At 42.9% G+C, this 17,483-nt stretch carries 12 protein-coding genes and 1 pseudogene; 7 read left to right on the top strand and 6 right to left on the bottom strand.

Going from position 1 to position 17,483, the window contains the following annotated elements:
* Positions 1-129 precede the first annotated feature (129 nt).
* On the top strand, positions 130-2,883 hold the full coding sequence (locus B5D54_RS00635) for a M16 family metallopeptidase (RefSeq protein WP_078924540.1): 2,754 nt from the start codon (positions 130-132) through the stop codon (positions 2,881-2,883).
* A 63-nt stretch (positions 2,884-2,946) separates the two neighbouring features.
* Here the strand turns inward: B5D54_RS00635 and B5D54_RS17185 are convergent, their stop codons facing one another.
* Together B5D54_RS17185 and B5D54_RS00630 are read right to left on the bottom strand one after the other, a co-directional pair.
* On the bottom strand, positions 2,947-3,105 hold the full coding sequence (locus tag B5D54_RS17185) for a hypothetical protein (RefSeq protein WP_167514887.1): 159 nt from the start codon (positions 3,103-3,105) through the stop codon (positions 2,947-2,949).
* Positions 3,106-3,172: 67 nt separating this feature from the next.
* Positions 3,173-3,562 carry a VOC family protein gene (locus tag B5D54_RS00630; RefSeq protein WP_078924539.1) on the bottom strand — a complete coding sequence of 130 codons (390 nt, stop codon included), beginning with the start codon at positions 3,560-3,562 and terminating at the stop codon, positions 3,173-3,175.
* Positions 3,563-3,868: 306 nt separating this feature from the next.
* On the opposite strand from B5D54_RS00630, the pseudogene B5D54_RS00625 reads away from it, so the two are divergent.
* Positions 3,869-6,026: pseudogene (locus B5D54_RS00625) on the top strand (YgiQ family radical SAM protein); the annotation flags it as partial.
* A gap of 161 nt (positions 6,027-6,187) precedes the next feature.
* Here B5D54_RS00625 and B5D54_RS00620 read toward each other — a convergent pair.
* The 3 genes from B5D54_RS00620 to B5D54_RS00610 form a co-directional block, all read right to left on the bottom strand.
* Positions 6,188-8,056, bottom strand: a complete 1,869-nt coding sequence (locus tag B5D54_RS00620; protein WP_078924537.1) for a methyl-accepting chemotaxis protein — start codon at positions 8,054-8,056, stop codon at positions 6,188-6,190.
* 335 nt (positions 8,057-8,391) lie between these two features.
* Positions 8,392-9,486 carry a 3-phosphoserine/phosphohydroxythreonine transaminase gene (gene serC, locus B5D54_RS00615; RefSeq protein WP_078924536.1) on the bottom strand — a complete coding sequence of 365 codons (1,095 nt, stop codon included), beginning with the start codon at positions 9,484-9,486 and terminating at the stop codon, positions 8,392-8,394.
* A gap of 206 nt (positions 9,487-9,692) precedes the next feature.
* Positions 9,693-10,955, bottom strand: coding sequence for a DUF945 family protein (locus B5D54_RS00610; RefSeq protein ID WP_078924535.1), 1,263 nt, complete (start codon positions 10,953-10,955; stop codon positions 9,693-9,695).
* Positions 10,956-11,217: 262 nt separating this feature from the next.
* Here B5D54_RS00610 and B5D54_RS00605 point away from each other — a divergent pair, with 262 nt between their 5' ends.
* From B5D54_RS00605 to B5D54_RS00595, 3 genes are all read left to right on the top strand, one after another.
* Positions 11,218-13,152, top strand: coding sequence for an ATP-binding protein (locus B5D54_RS00605; RefSeq protein WP_078924534.1), 1,935 nt, complete (start codon positions 11,218-11,220; stop codon positions 13,150-13,152).
* A gap of 17 nt (positions 13,153-13,169) precedes the next feature.
* Positions 13,170-13,667 carry a response regulator gene (locus B5D54_RS00600; RefSeq protein ID WP_078924533.1) on the top strand — a complete coding sequence of 166 codons (498 nt, stop codon included), beginning with the start codon at positions 13,170-13,172 and terminating at the stop codon, positions 13,665-13,667.
* A gap of 389 nt (positions 13,668-14,056) precedes the next feature.
* Complete coding sequence (locus B5D54_RS00595; protein ID WP_078924532.1) at positions 14,057-14,605, top strand: hypothetical protein; 549 nt, start codon at positions 14,057-14,059, stop codon at positions 14,603-14,605.
* A gap of 66 nt (positions 14,606-14,671) precedes the next feature.
* Here B5D54_RS00595 and B5D54_RS00590 read toward each other — a convergent pair whose 3' ends face one another.
* Positions 14,672-15,259, bottom strand: coding sequence for a TfoX/Sxy family DNA transformation protein (locus tag B5D54_RS00590; RefSeq protein ID WP_078924531.1), 588 nt, complete (start codon positions 15,257-15,259; stop codon positions 14,672-14,674).
* 373 nt (positions 15,260-15,632) lie between these two features.
* Here B5D54_RS00590 and B5D54_RS00585 point away from each other — a divergent pair, with 373 nt between their 5' ends.
* Both B5D54_RS00585 and B5D54_RS00580 read left to right on the top strand, forming a co-directional pair.
* Complete coding sequence (locus B5D54_RS00585; RefSeq protein WP_078924530.1) at positions 15,633-16,553, top strand: HDOD domain-containing protein; 921 nt, start codon at positions 15,633-15,635, stop codon at positions 16,551-16,553.
* Positions 16,554-16,573: 20 nt separating this feature from the next.
* On the top strand, positions 16,574-17,479 hold the full coding sequence (locus tag B5D54_RS00580) for a LysO family transporter (RefSeq protein WP_078924529.1): 906 nt from the start codon (positions 16,574-16,576) through the stop codon (positions 17,477-17,479).
* Positions 17,480-17,483: the final 4 nt, after the last annotated feature.

The following is a 17,483-nucleotide window of genomic DNA, read 5'->3' as shown; positions in this document are numbered from 1 at the left end:
ACATCATGTCCCACTGACACTTTTATTATTGCAGTAAATAGGATTCGTTATTTGCATCGAAAATCAAATTACTCAAACTCATAAGCCTTGGATATTTGTTTATAGTGGGAGAAAAATCATGAGGTTATTATGAAAATACATCTATTGGCTGGAATGCTATGCATACCTTTACTCGGCTGCATCACACAGGCTCCCTCTACCCCTTTACAAGCAGATCAACAATGGATAACAGGACAACTTGAAAATGGACTGACCTACCATCTCTACCCAGATCATCATCAAGCGGTATCCATCCGTCTATATCTTCATACGGGGTCACGACAAGAATCCCATACACAAGCTGGCTATGCACACTTTATTGAACATATGGCATTTAATGGGAGCCTCCACTATGCTCACAATGATGTCATTACAATGGTGCAGCAAGCAGGAGCCAGCTTTGGCCCCGATCTTAATGCCTATACCTCTTATCAAGAAACCGTTTATACGCTGGATTTACCCGATAATCTCGCCGTAGACAAAGCGTTACTTTGGTTTAGAGATATTGCCGATGGGCTCACCTTCTCTCCGCAAGAAGTCGAAAAAGAGAAAGGGGTAATTATGGGAGAGTTTCGCCACCGCTATCGGGAAGAAAAGCCATTAGAACAACAATATTATGAACATTTGATTGCAACAACCGATTATGCCGAACATGACGTACTGGGTACGAAAGAACAGGTTCAGCAAGCCTCACCAAAAAGTCTCCAAACATTTTACCAGCAGTGGTATCAACCTCAATTAGCTGAAATAGTCATCACGGGTAACATAACGCTAGAGCAAGGGGAAGAATGGATTCAACGCTATTTTGCCAACTGGAAGAAAGGCACAACACCTCGACCAGAACCTGCGAAAAGACGCCAACAAAACCTGCAAGACTACGTTGCATATGTAGCAACTGGCGAACATGCGAGCTTCTCATTACTGATTGATCGAGGCCGTCATTCTATTACGACTCACGAACAATTATTAGACCATCGATTAGATAATATTGCTGAACAATTAATTGATCAGCGCTTAAAGGCGGTATTTCGTGACAGCGCCCAACTTCATTCACAATTGTATGCCATGAGCTATCCTGTGCTTGATCAACGCTACACTTTGATTGGTAGTACATTCCCCTACCAGCAGCGTTCTCTTGTACAAGAACTCATCTTATCTACGCTCTCTTCACTACGTGACTTTGGTATTACACAAGAAGAATTAGAGGCTCAGTTGCACCCATTCAAAGATGATCTCCAGTATGCAGCACAAAATAAATATGACTTATTCCCCAATCAACATGCCAATCATCGCATTTGGGCCATAGCCAACCAACAAGTTCTGCAGAGTACTCTCGACTTTCAATATGGGCTTAAACAACTACTCAACACCGCAACCGTAAAGCTGGTCAATCAACGTTTAAAGCAGTTACTGCATAGTGATGCTGCCATCATTATTGGAGCAGACAAACAAGAGAGCGTTGAACAACTTACTGATGAATTTAGCAAATTAAAAAAATTAAGAAAACGTCGCGGGATGCAATTCAATACAGCGGATATTGATGCCATTTTACACCAACCAACTCAGCCTGGAGAAATTATCACATCCCAATCAATTCATAGCGATCCCGAGATCATTCAGTGGCAACTCGAAAATGACGTCAATGTTTATCTCTATAGAACCTATAGCAATAAAAATCATGTACACCTTTTTTATAGCCGCGTTGGTGGGGTTGCCTCATTACCAAGCGAACTTTATTCAGCCGCCGATATCACACCAATGGCCTTAACTCGCTCAGGAATTGGCACCATGGATGGATCACAGGCTAACAGCTATATGAAAAGAAAAAATATGTCGATGGCATTTATCATAGACACAACAACGCACTGGTTAAACATGGGCTTCAATAAACAAGATTTAGATGATGCTCTGGCCTTTATTCATCAATTTTCTACGGATCCTAAGCTTGATAAAGCCCAATTAGTCACAGCGACGCAAACCCACCAAGAAAACTTGCGTCAATTTTTGACCACTCCACTGGGCCAATTTACACATGAGGTCAACCTCGCCTCTTATACCAAAGATAGCTATCAACAACTACGCTATTTAGAAGGGCAGCCCACTCCCACTTTTGAACAAGTGCTGCACGTTCATGCACATCTGTTTAAACAAGGGAAATTCAACCTCATTATTGTGGGTGATATTGCCCCATCCGACATAACCCCGCTATTACGCCAATACATCGCCAATATCCCACTCACGGTACAACCGCCAGTAGAGATTAATCCACGCTTTAAACCGTCACTCAACAACAAAATAGAAAAAGCTATCAATACTGAAGATAGTGCCATCGTCATTCATCGTTATATAGCACCCGATATATCCAACCAAAGTACTAAAAAGCTCTTCCTCGAAGATATGCTGCACCGTTTAGCCACCCAAAAATTATTAGCTAATATCCGAGAGAGCAAAGGGTTGGATTATACCCCTATTCTTTACGTCATTAATAAGGACGGCGAACCCTATTCTGATTGGCTGATGATTGCACATGTTGCCCCTGCTAATGTGACGCAAACAGAACAAGCCTTTCAAGAGGTGATCACCCATTTAACGCAGAGTATTAGTGAAGAAGAGACTCAGACGGTCGCTAAACAGTTAATCGTGGCACTTAAATCCATTTATGATAAACCAGAACAGATGGCCTTTATGCTCAACCGCTACATTACCCATGGCTATGGTTTTGAAGGATTAATGAACATAGAAGTAACGACTCAAAGTATTACCGCTCAGGAGATGCAGCAAAGAGCGCTAGAAATCTTTGGTGATGGGAGTACAAGGCAAGTCAGTATTATGCTGCCCAAGTGAAGGATAAAAAAGCCAAGCATTATCCTGCTTGGCTTTTCCTATGTTTAGATGGCCTTTTTTCAACTACAGTTCAGGTTTGTCGGCTTCTCGTCGCGGTTTCTTCGGCATAAAGAAACCACAAGCCGGGCGCTTGGCTTGAGTAGGCTGTTCCCAAGCACCACACAAATCATACTGATTTTCAGAGGTGCGAGTAAACTGGCGGCATTGGCCACAATAGTTCACCTTATGACTCCTTATTTAGAGGGCTAACCAAAATACAACCTTACCAATAAGCTTTTTACATCAATATCTAGCGGTGACTGCTCATTACATGTGCCGCACACAATTTATTCCCTGCCGGATCACGAAGATAAGCCAGATATAAAGAACGCTGTCCATTCGTTCTCACCCCCGGTGGATCCTCACACTCGATTCCGCCATTGGCTAAACCTGCCGTATGCCATTGATCCACTAAGTCTGGGTTAGCGGCTTTAAATCCAATCGTCATTCCATTACCGTGCGTTGCAGGCTCCCCATTAATGGGCTTCGTAATCACAAAAACACTCTCTGGATGTAAATAAACACACCGCCCTTTATTGTCAATAACACCGGGGTTGTAGCCAAGAGTTCCCAAAATTGCATCATAAAAACGCTTAGATTGTTCTACATCATTTGCGCCGAGCATGACATGACTAAACATGGTCTATCCTTCATTGTTAACATCGTTCATTTACTCTGCAATAGCGTATAAATATTGTCAAAGACTCTGCTAAAAAATGGCAACACTTACCACCATTCTTTTACCTGTTGGCTTACAGAAGTAGGTGTACTTTACCAATAACATGGTAAACTGCTGCGCTATTTTATGTGGCCTACTTTTTCACCAATAAGGCACCACTAAAAGACCAAAACAAAAATAGGGTGAGAGACCCCACAGGGCCAATGGATAGCCAATAATGATGCGCTAAACCTTCGCCTCGAAGCCATGAGAGTAAGAGTCAACCAAATGATTTTAAAGAAAATAAATGAACACAAAAAATACTGGGCTGAATGCTTTGGTATTGCTCCTTTCCTTCCAACCTCGCGTAAAGAGATGGAGGCTTTAGGATGGGACAGTTGTGACATTATTATCGTCACCGGAGACGCCTATGTCGATCACCCCAGTTTTGGGATGGCGATCATTGGCCGCTTACTCGAAGCTCAAGGATTTAGAGTCGGAATTATTGCCCAGCCAGAATGGCAGAATAAAGACGCCTTTATGGCTCTCGGCCAGCCCAACCTATTTTTTGGTATTACTGCGGGCAACATGGATTCCATGATCAACCGCTATACCGCAGATAAAAAGCTACGCCACGACGACGCTTACACTCCCAATAATGAGGGAGGGAAACGCCCAGATCGAGCCACTCTCGTCTATTCTCAACGTTGCCGTGAAGCTTATAAAGAAGTGCCAATTGTTCTTGGCGGTATTGAAGCAAGCTTACGCCGTGTTGCACATTATGATTATTGGTCCGATAAGATTCGTCGATCTGTTCTGTTTGATGCCAAAGCGGACATTCTCCTGTTTGGTAACGCTGAGCGCGCTTTGGTGGAGGTTGCACACCGACTCGCAAATGGTGAAACAATCACGACCATGACCAACATTCGCGGTACTGCGATAAACCTGCCACACGCTCCCGACAATTTTACCATCATTGATTCCTCTCGTATTGATAAACCGGGCAAGCCGTTTGTGCCAACCAATCCTTACGATGTTGAAACCCTATGCGAAACCCAAGCAAACACATCACAGGCCGAGGCAAAACCGATTACAGTTCGAGCTTCTCGTCATGATGCATTAACAACAGCCGTTCGTTTACCCTCTTATGAAAAGTTGATTAACGACCGTATTTTATACGCGCATGCGAGTCGGGTGCTGCATTTAGAGACCAACCCTTATTCTGGTCGAGCATTAATTCAAAGCCATGGCAACCGTGAATTATGGGTAAACCCAGCACCGATTCCATTAAGCACGGAAGAGATGGATTACGTTTTTGATCTGCCTTATGCTCGTATTCCACATCCTAAATACGGTAAAGCCAAAATTCCGGCTTACGACATGATAAAAACTTCCGTCAATATCATGCGCGGTTGTTTTGGAGGCTGCTCTTTTTGTTCCATTACCGAGCATGAAGGACGTATCATCCAAAACCGTTCTAAAGAATCCATACTTGGTGAGTTGGCAGCTATTCGAGACAAAGTTCCCGGCTTTACGGGGACAATTTCCGATTTGGGAGGGCCGACCGCCAACATGTATCGCTTAGGTTGCTCGGATCCGAAAGCAGAAGCGAACTGTCGCCGCCCCTCTTGTGTGTTTCCCGGTATTTGTCACAAACTCAACACCGACCATAAACACACCATCGATCTTTACCGAGAGGCCAGAAAAGTCCCCGGTATTAAGAAAATTCTCATTGCTTCTGGGGTTCGTTACGACTTAGCGATTGAGTCTCCAGAATATGTGCGAGAACTCGTGACTCACCATGTGGGCGGTTATTTAAAAATTGCTCCTGAGCATACCGAAAAAAGACCACTGGATTTGATGATGAAGCCGGGAATGGGCACGTATGACCGCTTTAAACAGCTCTTTGAAAAATACAGTGCGGAAGCAGGTAAAAAACAATATTTAATACCTTACTTTATCTCAGCTCATCCCGGAACCGAGGATGAAGACATGGTCAACCTTGCGTTATGGCTAAAAAGTAATAACTATGAATGCGATCAAGTACAAAATTTTTATCCATCTCCCATGTGTAATGCCACCGCCATGTACCACTCACAAGTGAATCCACTTAAACGAGTGAAATATAAGAAGCGGGAAGATATTACCGTGGCAAAAGGAGAGCGCCAACGCCGGTTACATAAAGCATTACTGCGGTATCATGACCCTCTAAACTGGCCGATGATTCGTGAAGCTTTAGTTGCTATGGGTAAAAAACATTTAATTGGTGATAGGCCTGGCTGCTTAGTGCCCGCTGAAGATAGCGACCCATCGACCCCTGCTCAGCGTCGAAAATCCGGTCGTCATGGTTCAAACCGCTTTGCCACTAAACATACTAAGCAGCAACCCGGCTTTGATGCGCTAAAAGGCAATAAACCCAGTCAGGCTCGCAGTGGTAAACCCAACCCTAAAAACCGCTCGCAAACGCAAGCCAAAGCAGGAGCAAAAGGGAAGAACTCCGCTCGACCATAATAAGAAACGTTTCAAATAAAGAACTCAGGTGCAAGCACCTGAGTTCAAACCATGGCAGACGGGTGATATTGTATCAACACCCTGAAAAACCAACTCTTACACAATAAATTTGTTCATCACTGCATCTTGGCGACGAACATTGTCCAACTGCTCCTGCATTTGTTGATTCGACTGACTAGCGGTATCGGATACTTGAACGGATAAATCTTTGATTTTCACCGTATTTGCATTGATCTCTTCGGCCACTAAACTCTGTTCCTCCGCCGCAGAGGCGATTTGCATATTCATATCCGTGATTTGCTGAATAGCTTGTCGAATACGAAGCAGTGCATCATTGGCTTCGCACGCTTTAGCCACGGTATCGGTCGCGGTATCTTTACTTTGTTTCATCGCCCCCGCTACAGCACTAGACCCTACTTGCAGTTGCTCAATCATACTACGAATTTCTGTTGTCGATTGCTGAGTACGTTGAGCCAGCGTTCGTACTTCATCAGCAACGACAGCAAACCCTCGCCCGGATTCTCCAGCCCGCGCCGCTTCAATTGCCGCATTCAAAGCCAGCAAATTGGTTTGGTCTGCAATATCGTTGATGACTTTTAAGATGGTCTCAATGTTTGAGGTTGCCACTTCCAGTTGCTTGACTTCTTCAACCGCTTGGTCAATACGCGAAGCCAACGCGTTAATGGCCTCTGTCGTGTGGTTGACCACTTCAGAACCTTCTTCTGTTGCATTATCTGCATCTTGAGCCGCAGAAGCGGCACCCTGTGCATTGCTCGCCACATCATTAGAGGTCGTTGCCATTTCATGCATCGCGGTCGCTAACTGTTCGACCTCATACATTTGAGTTTGCATGGCTTGAGTCGAGGCTTGTAAACCATGAGCGGTGGACTCTGTGCTGCGCATAATTTGCTGACCAATTAGCTTTGATTCACTAATGAGCCGTTGCAACGTTTCGGTAAATTGATTAAAACCTGTGGCTAAGCGAGCAAATTCCACATCGGTATTGGTATCGAGCCGCTTTGTTAAATCTCCCTGACCTGAAGCCACATCTTGTATTGCCTCATTCAATGTATCGAGAGGTCGCATTAATACTCGAAGTATCAGTGAAAGAATCAACGTACTGATCACGAGTGCAACGATTGAATAAATCAGGGCTCGATGCCGCAGATCATCAATAGCGGCAAAGGCAATACTTTCATCCAGCAAGACACCAATTGACCATTTTTCACCTGGGATATCGACAAAACGTAATTGGTAATATTGACCATTTATCTTTATTTCTTGCACATCATGGCTAATTTTTACCTGAGGTAAAAAGTCTGACATCGGTTTACCGTTTAACCTTTCATCAGGGTGCGCCACTAAAGTCCCATCATCAGCCACAATAAAGAGATAACCTGCATCAAATAACGAAACCTGATTCACAAGTTTCGCCAAAGAGACCAAACTCACATCAAAGAAAATGGCCCCAGAGAATCGTCCTCGATAATTCACAGGAGTGGCGATTGAAATTAAAATTTCTCCCGTTGATGAGTCTGCATAGGGGGCCGTTATGGTCAACTTACCCGCATTTTTCGCATCTCGATACCAAGGCCGAGCCCTTGGATCCCATGTGACACCGGGGTCCCAATTAGGGTCACTCCCTACATAAGACCCATCTTTCTCATACCCCAAACCTACAAGAATAAAGCTATCTTTCAAGGAGGATTGCCTTAAAACATCGGCGACATGGTTTGGGTCCATATCCACTTGCACTAATTCAGTGACATATTGTGCAAGAACTTTACTTCCATTGAGGTCTTTACTCACCGTACTGCGCACACCGGCGACAATCTCTTCGACACTCCCATTCACCTGCGTTTCTATTTCTTCCCGTATCGTGAAATATTGTTGGGTGGACAATAATGCCAAGGTCAACAACAGCATGGCCGATGATGCTGCAACCACTTTATGGCTAAATTTCATGGTTTATCCCTCTAAGTAAGTTATCTCTAAGCTGCACCGTTCATTGTGCAATTCCCTTTACTACCTTAGGCACATCGGTAAGCAATCACTTGCTTCCCTGACTGAACGAAAAGAGTTTACTAAGCCATTAACACCAAGCCATGGTCGGTTTATTATTATGCTCACTACTGAGTATGAACCAAGAAGAATCACTTTTCCTGATAAAAACATAGAAAATATCAATACAAGCAATAACAAGACAGGAGAAATCATTCACAGAAGAAATAGAAACGGCATAAAAAAGAAAAGGCTCACCAATGTGAGCCTTGATAGAAAAACGTTTGTTTCCGAAACGATTAAGCGTACTGAGCTTCAAACTCTTTCATGAAATCGACCAGCGCTTGTACTGCTTCTAATGAGATTGCATTATAGATAGAGGCACGCATTCCCCCGACTACACGGTGCCCTTTTAATGACAGTAAACCACGCGCTTCTGCCAATTCTAAAAAGGTTCCATCCAACTCTGGTTTTGCTAATTGGAATGGTACATTCATCAATGAACGATTATCGGGGTGAATACTGTTACGATAAAAATCCGATGAATCAATATAGTCATAAAGTAATGCCGCTTTAGCTCGGTTTACTTTCTCGATCGCTTTTACGCCACCTTGCTCTTTTAGCCATTGAAAAACCAGACCTGAAAGATACCAAGCAAACGTGGGTGGCGTATTGAACATCGACTCTTTTTCAGCAAGAATTTTATAATTCAATGTGCTAGGCAATGCTTGACTGGCGAAATCCAGTAAGTCATCACGCACTATCGCTATACAAATCCCCGCAGGACCAATATTTTTCTGAGCGCCTGCATAGATAACACCATACTTAGAAATATCAATTTCACGTGAAAGAATGGTAGAAGACATATCTGCCACAATCGGTTTATCTGTAATGGGGAGATCATTGATTTCAATGCCATCAATGGTTTCATTTGGGCAAAAATGCACAAAAGCAGCATCAGGGTCTATCTTCCACTCACTAGCAGGAAGTACCGCAACTTTTCCGTCTTTTTCGACTTTTGCATCAAAAACATCGACATTACAGTATTTTTTCGCTTCTTTCACTGCACTTGCTGCCCAATAGCCAGCATCAATGTAGGTTGCGCTCTTCGCCTGACCAAGTAAGTTCATAGGAACGGCCGCAAACTGAGCTCGAGCTCCCCCTTGGCAAAATAAAACTTTATAGTTATCAGGGATAGCCAGCAAATCACGTAAGTCTTGCTCCGCCTGTTGCGCCACTTGAATAAAAGGCTTGCTGCGATGGCTGATTTCCATAACCGAAACGCCAAGGCCATTCCAGTTAACAAATTCAGCCTGTGCTTTGGCCATTACCGCTTTAGGTAATGCAGCGGGACCCGCGCTAAAATTAAAAACAGTGTCCGTATTCGGCTCCATGTGTTCCTTGCTCCTGCTATAAAAAATATGATGTCGCATACTATAACTCGGTAGAAGAGATTGAAGAAGGTTCAAAGATACCGTCTTCGTCAATTCTACCTCTGAGGTCTGTTGGATATACCACTTTTTGATCCAGATAAAAAGTCACAAAAGAGGCTTTAAACCTCTTTTATTCATCTATCGGTAAAATAAGCGCAAGATAGCGTTTACTGGATCATCAGTGGCATCATTAATGCCATTAATGGCACTTGCTTGCCACTCGCAAAGAACAGAGAACCGCCTTTAATCTCCGCCTTTAACTGATACCCTCGGTCATCATGTGTCGCCATCTCCATCATGACTAATTCATCCAACCCCTGCTGGATAAATGGGTAATCTTTGACAAATTGTTGTGACACAAAAATATCACCATCTCCATTTAACGCTGAAAAAACAACCCCTGGCTCTTGTAAAATATTATGAGTTCCTTCCGGAATCGTCAGGCTCCATTTAGCCGCCAACTCACCTTGATTCATTTTCAGAGCCAGTTGATTCAGTGTTAAATGAAACCCTTGAGAAAACAGCTTTTCAACCAGTGGCAAAGCTTGATTGAGCGCCACATGAGATAAGCTTGGGTAACCTTGATAGAGTTCGGATAACTGTAAAAATGCCTCCCGATCAACCTCTCCAAGGGTGAAATCAAAGGTGACATCACGAATTTCACCTTCGTCCGTTTTAAATCGCTCGGCAGTAACAACATGCTGGCTGGTAAAGCGTTGTTTTTTCGCATCCATGGATGAGTGGAATTCATAGGTGGCTTGACTAAGACTTAATGCGTTGGCCTGCCTCTCATCATTGAGCATAACACTGCCCACCGCTATTTTTTGTTTACCGAGCCAAAATCCCTGCTCTTTTTTACCTTTGCCTTCAGCACTGATATTAGCGAGTTGCACTTGCTCCCCGTTCACAAAATCCATCACTATCGACGGAAAACGTAGTGAGTAGCTTATCTCCCCAAAAACGGTAGCGGTTCCTTGAATATTCGACGGTGTCACCGATAGCGTAAACGCTTGCTCTCCACCAGACTGATACAACCAATTATCCAAATTAACTTGAAAATCGGTATTTCCATTTAAACGAGTCTGAGTTTTGACCTGAAGAGGAATACTGGCTTGATCTAATAATGTTGATACCGCAGAAAGGCTAAAAGCATGATGCTGAATATCGCTCTTTACTGTCCACTCGCTGGGTAAACCTTGTTGTTCAAGACGTTGTTTCATCTGAGAATCTAAAAGGGTGTATCGAGTGATTGCGCTGGATGACAGATAGCCGCGATCATAACTCACCAACTCAGCATGAAGCTGATCGTTACTGAGGTTATCCACCCCGTTTGTTACTAAGTTTTGACCTATTTGCCCTACCGCTAAAGGCCAACATAAAACCAGAACAACCGCGCCACCCACAGCACCAATTCGTTTAAGTGTTTTCATAAAATTAAGGAGTTCCTTGTTATATTGTTAAGCCTTGTTCAGAACTTAGACAGACGAAAAGAGATCACCGCTAAAGGCTTGTAGATCATAACCTGATTGTATCGATTCGATAAAAAAATATGTCAGTAGACAATAAAATTATCGTCTGTAGCGAATTTGACAGCCCATTCTACAGAATCAAGGTTCTTAAACCCAGCTCTCAAATTGGCAAACGAAAATTTGTTACAATCCTAGAACCGTGAATAAGAGGTCAGAGAACATCGTGAACCAACATGCGCTACTTTGTCTAGACAATAACCCCGTCAGTGTTGAACAGTGGCGTCATGAATTAAGCGCTTTCACCACTAAGTTTGACCTCTACACGGCAGAGTCATTTGAAGAAGCTGAACAAGCTCTTGAGTTTATGGAAGATCAGGACCAAGTGGTCGCCTTAGTCATTGCCAGCCACCACCAAAGCTTTGATGGTGCTAATTTTCTCGTTCAGTTAGATAAACTCCCCCACACCCAAAATGCTCGAAAAATTTTAATCAGTTGTGGACAAGATATTCAAGCCATTCTTAATGCCGTCAATGAAGGACGTTTAGATTACTGTTTAACGAAACCGCTACAAGATAACGTTTTATATAAAACCGTATATCAAGAACTCACCAGCTACATTTTAAAATACGATAAAGAGAACATTCTTAGCTACAGTACCCTCCTTGACCAAACTCGGATTCTTCGGGCCCATATTGATAGTAAAATGCACCTCTATCGGGAAGGCTTTATCAGTGATTACCACCGCTTAACCGATCATCAGTTAGCGGAACAAGTGATTGGCGCTTTACACCAATTTTTTGACAAAGAAGATGAGACTCACGCCTGTCGAACTTATTCAGCCGAACACTTACTCACCAAAGAGGGCGAAGAAAACCAATTTTTGTGGTTTATTACCTCAGGGGAGGTCGCATTATACAAAAAAGATGATCAGGGCCAGCAAAGAGAAGTGGTACGGCATAATAAAGGCAATTTAGTTGGTGGCATGTCTTTTGTCACTGGTGAGCCCTCTTTCTCCACCGCAATAACCTTAACCAAAACGGAAGTCATCAAGCTGGATCGAGATGTTTTTGCCAAAGTCATGCATAACGACACTCAGCTATTGCCTCTCTTTACCAATTTACTATTACGCCATTTTAACCGTCGCTTACAACGCAGCATTAATACCAAATTACAACTGCAAAAAACGATTGAATCATTAGAATCCGCCCATCAACAGTTGCTTGAGAGTGAAAAAATGGCCGTTCTCGGCCAGCTCGTGGCGGGTGTGGCTCATGAACTGAATAACCCCGTGGCCGCTATCTTAAGGGGAAGTGATACCTTACGTGCCCATGTTGAACAATTACTCTGTGATGTTCCTGTACCATCACTCGAGAGTAAAGGTGCGCAACTGCTCCAACAAGCCTTACAAGCCAAACCCGTTTCAACCGCGGAAGAGCGTTTACGAGCCAAAGCCTTAGATAGCCAAATCCACCATCGCTTACTGGCTAAAAAACTGGTGAAGCTTGGCTTAGACAATGACGATGCATTAATTCAACTCGCAAAAACACATCCTCAAAAAGCAGAACAAGCCATAGAAAAGCTAGAACGTTATTATCTTTCTGGCAGTAATTTACGCTCCATTCAAGTTTGCGCACAACGTATTGCAGACATGGTTAAAAGCTTAAAGAGTTATGCTCGTCAAGACGATGAAACATTTCATACGGTTGATATCCATGAAGGGTTAGAAGATACCTTGGTGATTTTTGAAAATCATTTAAAAAGGCATACCGTAGAAAAACATTATGGAGAGATCCCTTCGCTACGTTGCTTACCTATCGCTTTACAACAAGTCTGGACTAATCTCATCTCCAATGCGATTGAAGCCTTCCCTGAGCATGGCTTACTAAGAATTGAAACTGAGTTACATCTACGGCAAGAAAAACCTTACGTAGTCGTCAGTTTTACAGACAATGGCAGTGGCATTCCACCAGAGCTTCAGCAACAAATTTTTGCACTCAATTATACCACGAAGCGGGAAGGCCATTTTGGATTGGGCATCGGGCTGTCCGTTTGCCAGCAGATTGTCCATCAACATCAAGGTTGGATAGAAGTTGACAGTCAAGTCGGTGAATACACCACGATGCGGGTATGGCTACCCGCCTCTTCTGAGCTTGTATAAAAACCAAGGAGAAGATTATGCATAAATTACTCATTTTATGTGTTGATGATGAAAGAGAAGTCCTCAATAGCGTTATGCAAGATCTCAGCGATTTTGAAAGCCATTTTATTATTGAGGCGGCCGAATCCGTTGCCGAAGCCAAAGACGTCATTGCCGATTATCAACAACAGCAAATACCGTTAGCACTCATTTTATGTGATCACATCATGCCCAAAGAAACTGGCATTCATTTCCTGATTGAGCTGAACCAAGAAGAACAAACTCGAAAAACACGTAAAGTTTTACTGACAGGGCAAGCCGGGTTAGACGATACCATCGAAGCCATTAATCACTCTAGCTTGGATTTTTTCATCAATAAACCTTGGCAAGCCGAGCAACTCTATCAAGTGGTGCGCGAACAACTCACGCAATATGTTATCGAACATGAACAAGATTTGATGCCTTGGATACAAGTACTGAATGCAGAAACCATTCTTAATGCAATCGCCGCCAATCGGATGAGCTATGGAGAATAAGTTCGTCATACTCTCCGATGCTAAGCTGATAAGAGACTCTCAATAAAATGAATATTTAATGATAAACCTTATTTAAATGGCATTTTATTTGCTTATTTTTTGTTAAGGTGACAAAACCCTGACATTTTTTGGTGGAGTTGTCATGCATCTGTGAATTATGATGATATGGCAAGCAAGTGGTATAATATGGCCAATTCACCAATTGCGTCAGTGAAAATAGCCTACTTCTGGGTAAACCCAGCGCATTTTATGTGATGTCCAAACAGTTTGAATCTTTCTTCAAATTGAACAGGGAAAGTTGAGTTATTTGTGAATGACACCTTTGAGTGATGGCGGGTATACCGCTTTTAACATGGAATTCATCATAAACAGATAGGCTTATCGAGATTATGCGCAAAACAATCCTGGCAACCGCCCTAATTTTTGCTTCAGCACAAGCTTTCGCTCAAGCTGACCCCAATAGCCCTACGGTTATGAGCAACTTTAATTACGACTACATCGAAGCTCGTATCGGCATTAGCCCAACCACTTATGGTGCTGGTATCAGTAAATCCGTTCATCCCAATGCCCATGTGATTGCGCGTATTGACTCAGAATTTGATGGTGATTTTGACTTAGCAACGGGTTTTGGTTTCCACGCTCCAATAAATAACTGGGCAGATTTCACTGGGGAGATGCTGTTTCGTTTACAAGATAAAAAGCATCAAGGCAGTGCTGATACAGGGATGGAAGTCAATCTGGGTGTTCGCCAATGGTTAGGCCCACAGTTAGAAGTGGGTGGTAAAGGCGGTTATGTCTCTATCGATGATAACGATGATTGGTTTGGTTCCGTTTTTGCTCGTTTCCATTCAACGGAACTTTTCTCTGTTGGTGCTGAGGCTCGTTTTAACGATGCTTATGGTGATCAAGTTATGTTTACGGCTCGCTTTAACTACTAAACTTAACCTTTTAATTTATAAATAAAAAAACCGAGACAATTGATCTCGGTTTTTTCTCACCATGATTTAATGGTGCTGACAATACTCCAATAGCTGCCGTTTTTTAGGTTCTTGCAACAACTTCCAGTGTACACCTTCAATGGCTCCAGCAAATTTCCACAATAGTTTTACATCAACATCACTACCATACACTTGCCGCACTTTGCTAAATACTTCAGGAGCACCAAGCTGGATAAAGGTGTCCACATCATCGACTCCCGCTTTTTTCACCATACGCTCCAGAGTTAACTGCATATTCGGTAAATCGCGTAAACGGCGGCTAGCCTGAGATTTTTGAAAATTACGTTGTTCTATCGAATATTGAATAGAACGCCGAATAATACTCTCTAGGTCAGGGTGGCGTTTATCAAACAGTTCCGTAATGTCATAATAATTCACCGTGGCGGTCGTTTGCTTCTTAACATGGCGGAACTTCTCACACCCTAAGTCCATAAGCTGTTGATCCAACTCTTCACTACCACGAATGAAAATCGTATCTTCCGTTAATAATACATACATGGCATCTTCTTGAAATAAACCAATACCACCAAACATAGAACGCTTTTGGTAAGCGCCAAACTTAATTACATAATCAAAAAATGTATGCTCAATCATCTCCATGGATCCTTTAATCATCGTCCCCGAGTCACAAAGATCACCAGAAGCAGCAAATTATAGCGAATAAATGTCGATTTCCATCGCAAGCTTATTTTTACCACATGCCTGCGTATTGATTTTTACCTATCATAGTTAACGAAACAAAATAAGTCCGGACTTAACTCACAGCAAATAAGTTTCAAAAATATATTTATGAGATGAGGTTCACAAGCTCACACTATTTAGCCTTACAATTCGATAGATTATTCATACAAAATGTCAGGTCAGTCATTAAATTGAACATTTCTCCATTCATTCCCTCGTTAAAAGGTTGCGTCTATTGATTTCCCCTCGGTAGAATGGCCCGACTTCCCGTATTTAATCGCATTCAATGAACCATTTATCGTTTTACTGGCTGCCAGAAAATAAACAGCAGCTTATCCAAGGGTTGAAAAGTGAATTTGCTCAGCTCGTTGAGTCGTCCATCAGTAATGGGCAGATCTCTCTCCCCCCAATCCCTGATGTGGTTATTAAAATACAGACGATGTCTCGCTCTGAATCAACGACGATTATTGATATTGCCACCTGTTTAACCGATGACCCTAGCCTAGCCGCGGTAGTGATTCGTATTGCCAATTCGGTGGTTTTTAACCGACGCAATATTACCTGTACCGATTTAGTGACGGCCGTCTCCCGTTTAGGTATTAATCGAGTACGTGACATTGTCACGGCTCAAGCCATCGAGCAACTTAAACATTCCGTCAATTTGAGTGCTCAATGCAATAAAATGTTAACCCACAGTGCTCATATTGCCCGTGAACTGGGTGCAACGATGGTGCTGGTAACACAACTTTTCAAACGAATAGAACCCGAATACTACTCATATCTTGAACAAGAAAAAGCCTTACTTGTCGGTCTGTTGGCAGATATTGGCCTATTTTGTCTCGTCAATGAGTATCATCTTTATCTTGAAAAAGGGCACTATCTTGACTCAGAGATTGCCCTGCAAATTTTCCATTCCAACTGCCCGACAACCAGTAAACTCGTGCTAAAGCATTGGGGGTTCGATAATGATTTTCTGGAAGTGGCCTGCAACCAACAATTAGTGGATCATTGTCAAGAAGTCAGTTACCTTGATGTCGCTCGCATTGCCCATCATTTACTCATGTTTAGAAAACAAGATGATGCATTAGATGAGCATGACGTTGAAATCAATGCAACTGGGGCGGAAGTGCTTTACCACTTAAGTAATCTTGATGACAAAGAGTTTCGCTCCCAGCTCAAAGCCGTGATTAATGCCAGCGGCTTCTAATTCACACTGCTGAGGAATATATGCTTTCAGGGATGTTGTTTATCTTTGCTCCATTGGTTGTGGGGTATCTTTTTTCTATCTCTAATAAAAACTGGCTTGCTACCCTTAATCAAGCGACCGTCTCACTGGTCTATGTCATCCTATTTTTAATGGGCCTAAGCCTTGCGGCATTAGATAATTTAGGCAGTAATTTACAGCTCATTTTGAAGTTTTCAGGTACCTTCTTTTTAGTGATCGGGTTATGTAATTTACTTGCCCTTCCTTGGGTAGATAGATTTTTACCGCTTGATACCCAAACCACACAAACCAAACTGCCCCTTTCAAGTATGGCACTTGAATCTCTTAAATTGATTTTTGTGGTTGGCGGAGGCCTGGCCATAGGCGTATTACTCAGTTTCGACCTCTCTTGGGTAGAGAAAGCCAGTGAGTGGATTTTATTGGTTTTACTTTTTTTTATTGGCATTCAGCTTCGCAACAGTGGTTTAACACTCAAACAAATCCTTCTCAATAAACACGGTATGATTATCGCGTCGGTGGTCATTATAACGTCTTGGATTGGAGGAAGTATCACCGCTTTTATTCTTGAAATTCCGCTCTATCACGGGTTAGCGATGGCGTCTGGGTTCGGGTGGTACTCTTTATCTGGCATACTGATGGGCGATGCCTTTGGGCCTGTTTATGGGGGCGCCTCTTTTCTGATTGAACTGAGCCGAGAGCTTATCTCTTTAGTACTAATTCCAATGCTGATTGGCCGTAAACCTTGTACTTCAATCGGCTATGCCGGAGCTACCGCCATGGATTTCACTCTCCCCGTTATACAAACCACGGGGGGAGTTCGATGTGTGCCGATTGCGATTGTCAGTGGGTTTATTCTGAGCTTATTAGTGCCTGTATTTATGTTGTTCTTTGTCTCTCTTGCAGGCTAGATCT

The sequence above is a fragment of the Vibrio cincinnatiensis DSM 19608 genome (assembly GCF_900167345.1).
In the GTDB taxonomy this organism is placed as follows: Bacteria; Pseudomonadota; Gammaproteobacteria; order Enterobacterales; family Vibrionaceae; genus Vibrio; species Vibrio cincinnatiensis.
This window is presented reverse-complemented; position numbering and strand designations above follow the sequence as displayed.

Excerpts from the sequence above, each read along its gene's own strand:
- B5D54_RS00635 (WP_078924540.1), top strand. The coding sequence starts at position 130 with ATGAAAATACATCTATTGGCTGGAATGCTATGCATACCTTTACTCGGC.
- B5D54_RS00630 (WP_078924539.1), bottom strand. The coding sequence starts at position 3,562 with ATGTTTAGTCATGTCATGCTCGGCGCAAATGATGTAGAACAATCTAAG.
- B5D54_RS00620 (WP_078924537.1), bottom strand. The coding sequence starts at position 8,056 with ATGAAATTTAGCCATAAAGTGGTTGCAGCATCATCGGCCATGCTGTTG.
- serC (WP_078924536.1), bottom strand. The coding sequence starts at position 9,486 with ATGGAGCCGAATACGGACACTGTTTTTAATTTTAGCGCGGGTCCCGCT.
- B5D54_RS00610 (WP_078924535.1), bottom strand. The coding sequence starts at position 10,955 with ATGAAAACACTTAAACGAATTGGTGCTGTGGGTGGCGCGGTTGTTCTG.
- B5D54_RS00600 (WP_078924533.1), top strand. The coding sequence starts at position 13,170 with ATGCATAAATTACTCATTTTATGTGTTGATGATGAAAGAGAAGTCCTC.
- B5D54_RS00595 (WP_078924532.1), top strand. The coding sequence starts at position 14,057 with ATGCGCAAAACAATCCTGGCAACCGCCCTAATTTTTGCTTCAGCACAA.
- B5D54_RS00590 (WP_078924531.1), bottom strand. The coding sequence starts at position 15,259 with ATGATTGAGCATACATTTTTTGATTATGTAATTAAGTTTGGCGCTTAC.
- B5D54_RS00585 (WP_078924530.1), top strand. The coding sequence starts at position 15,633 with ATGAACCATTTATCGTTTTACTGGCTGCCAGAAAATAAACAGCAGCTT.
- B5D54_RS00580 (WP_078924529.1), top strand. The coding sequence starts at position 16,574 with ATGCTTTCAGGGATGTTGTTTATCTTTGCTCCATTGGTTGTGGGGTAT.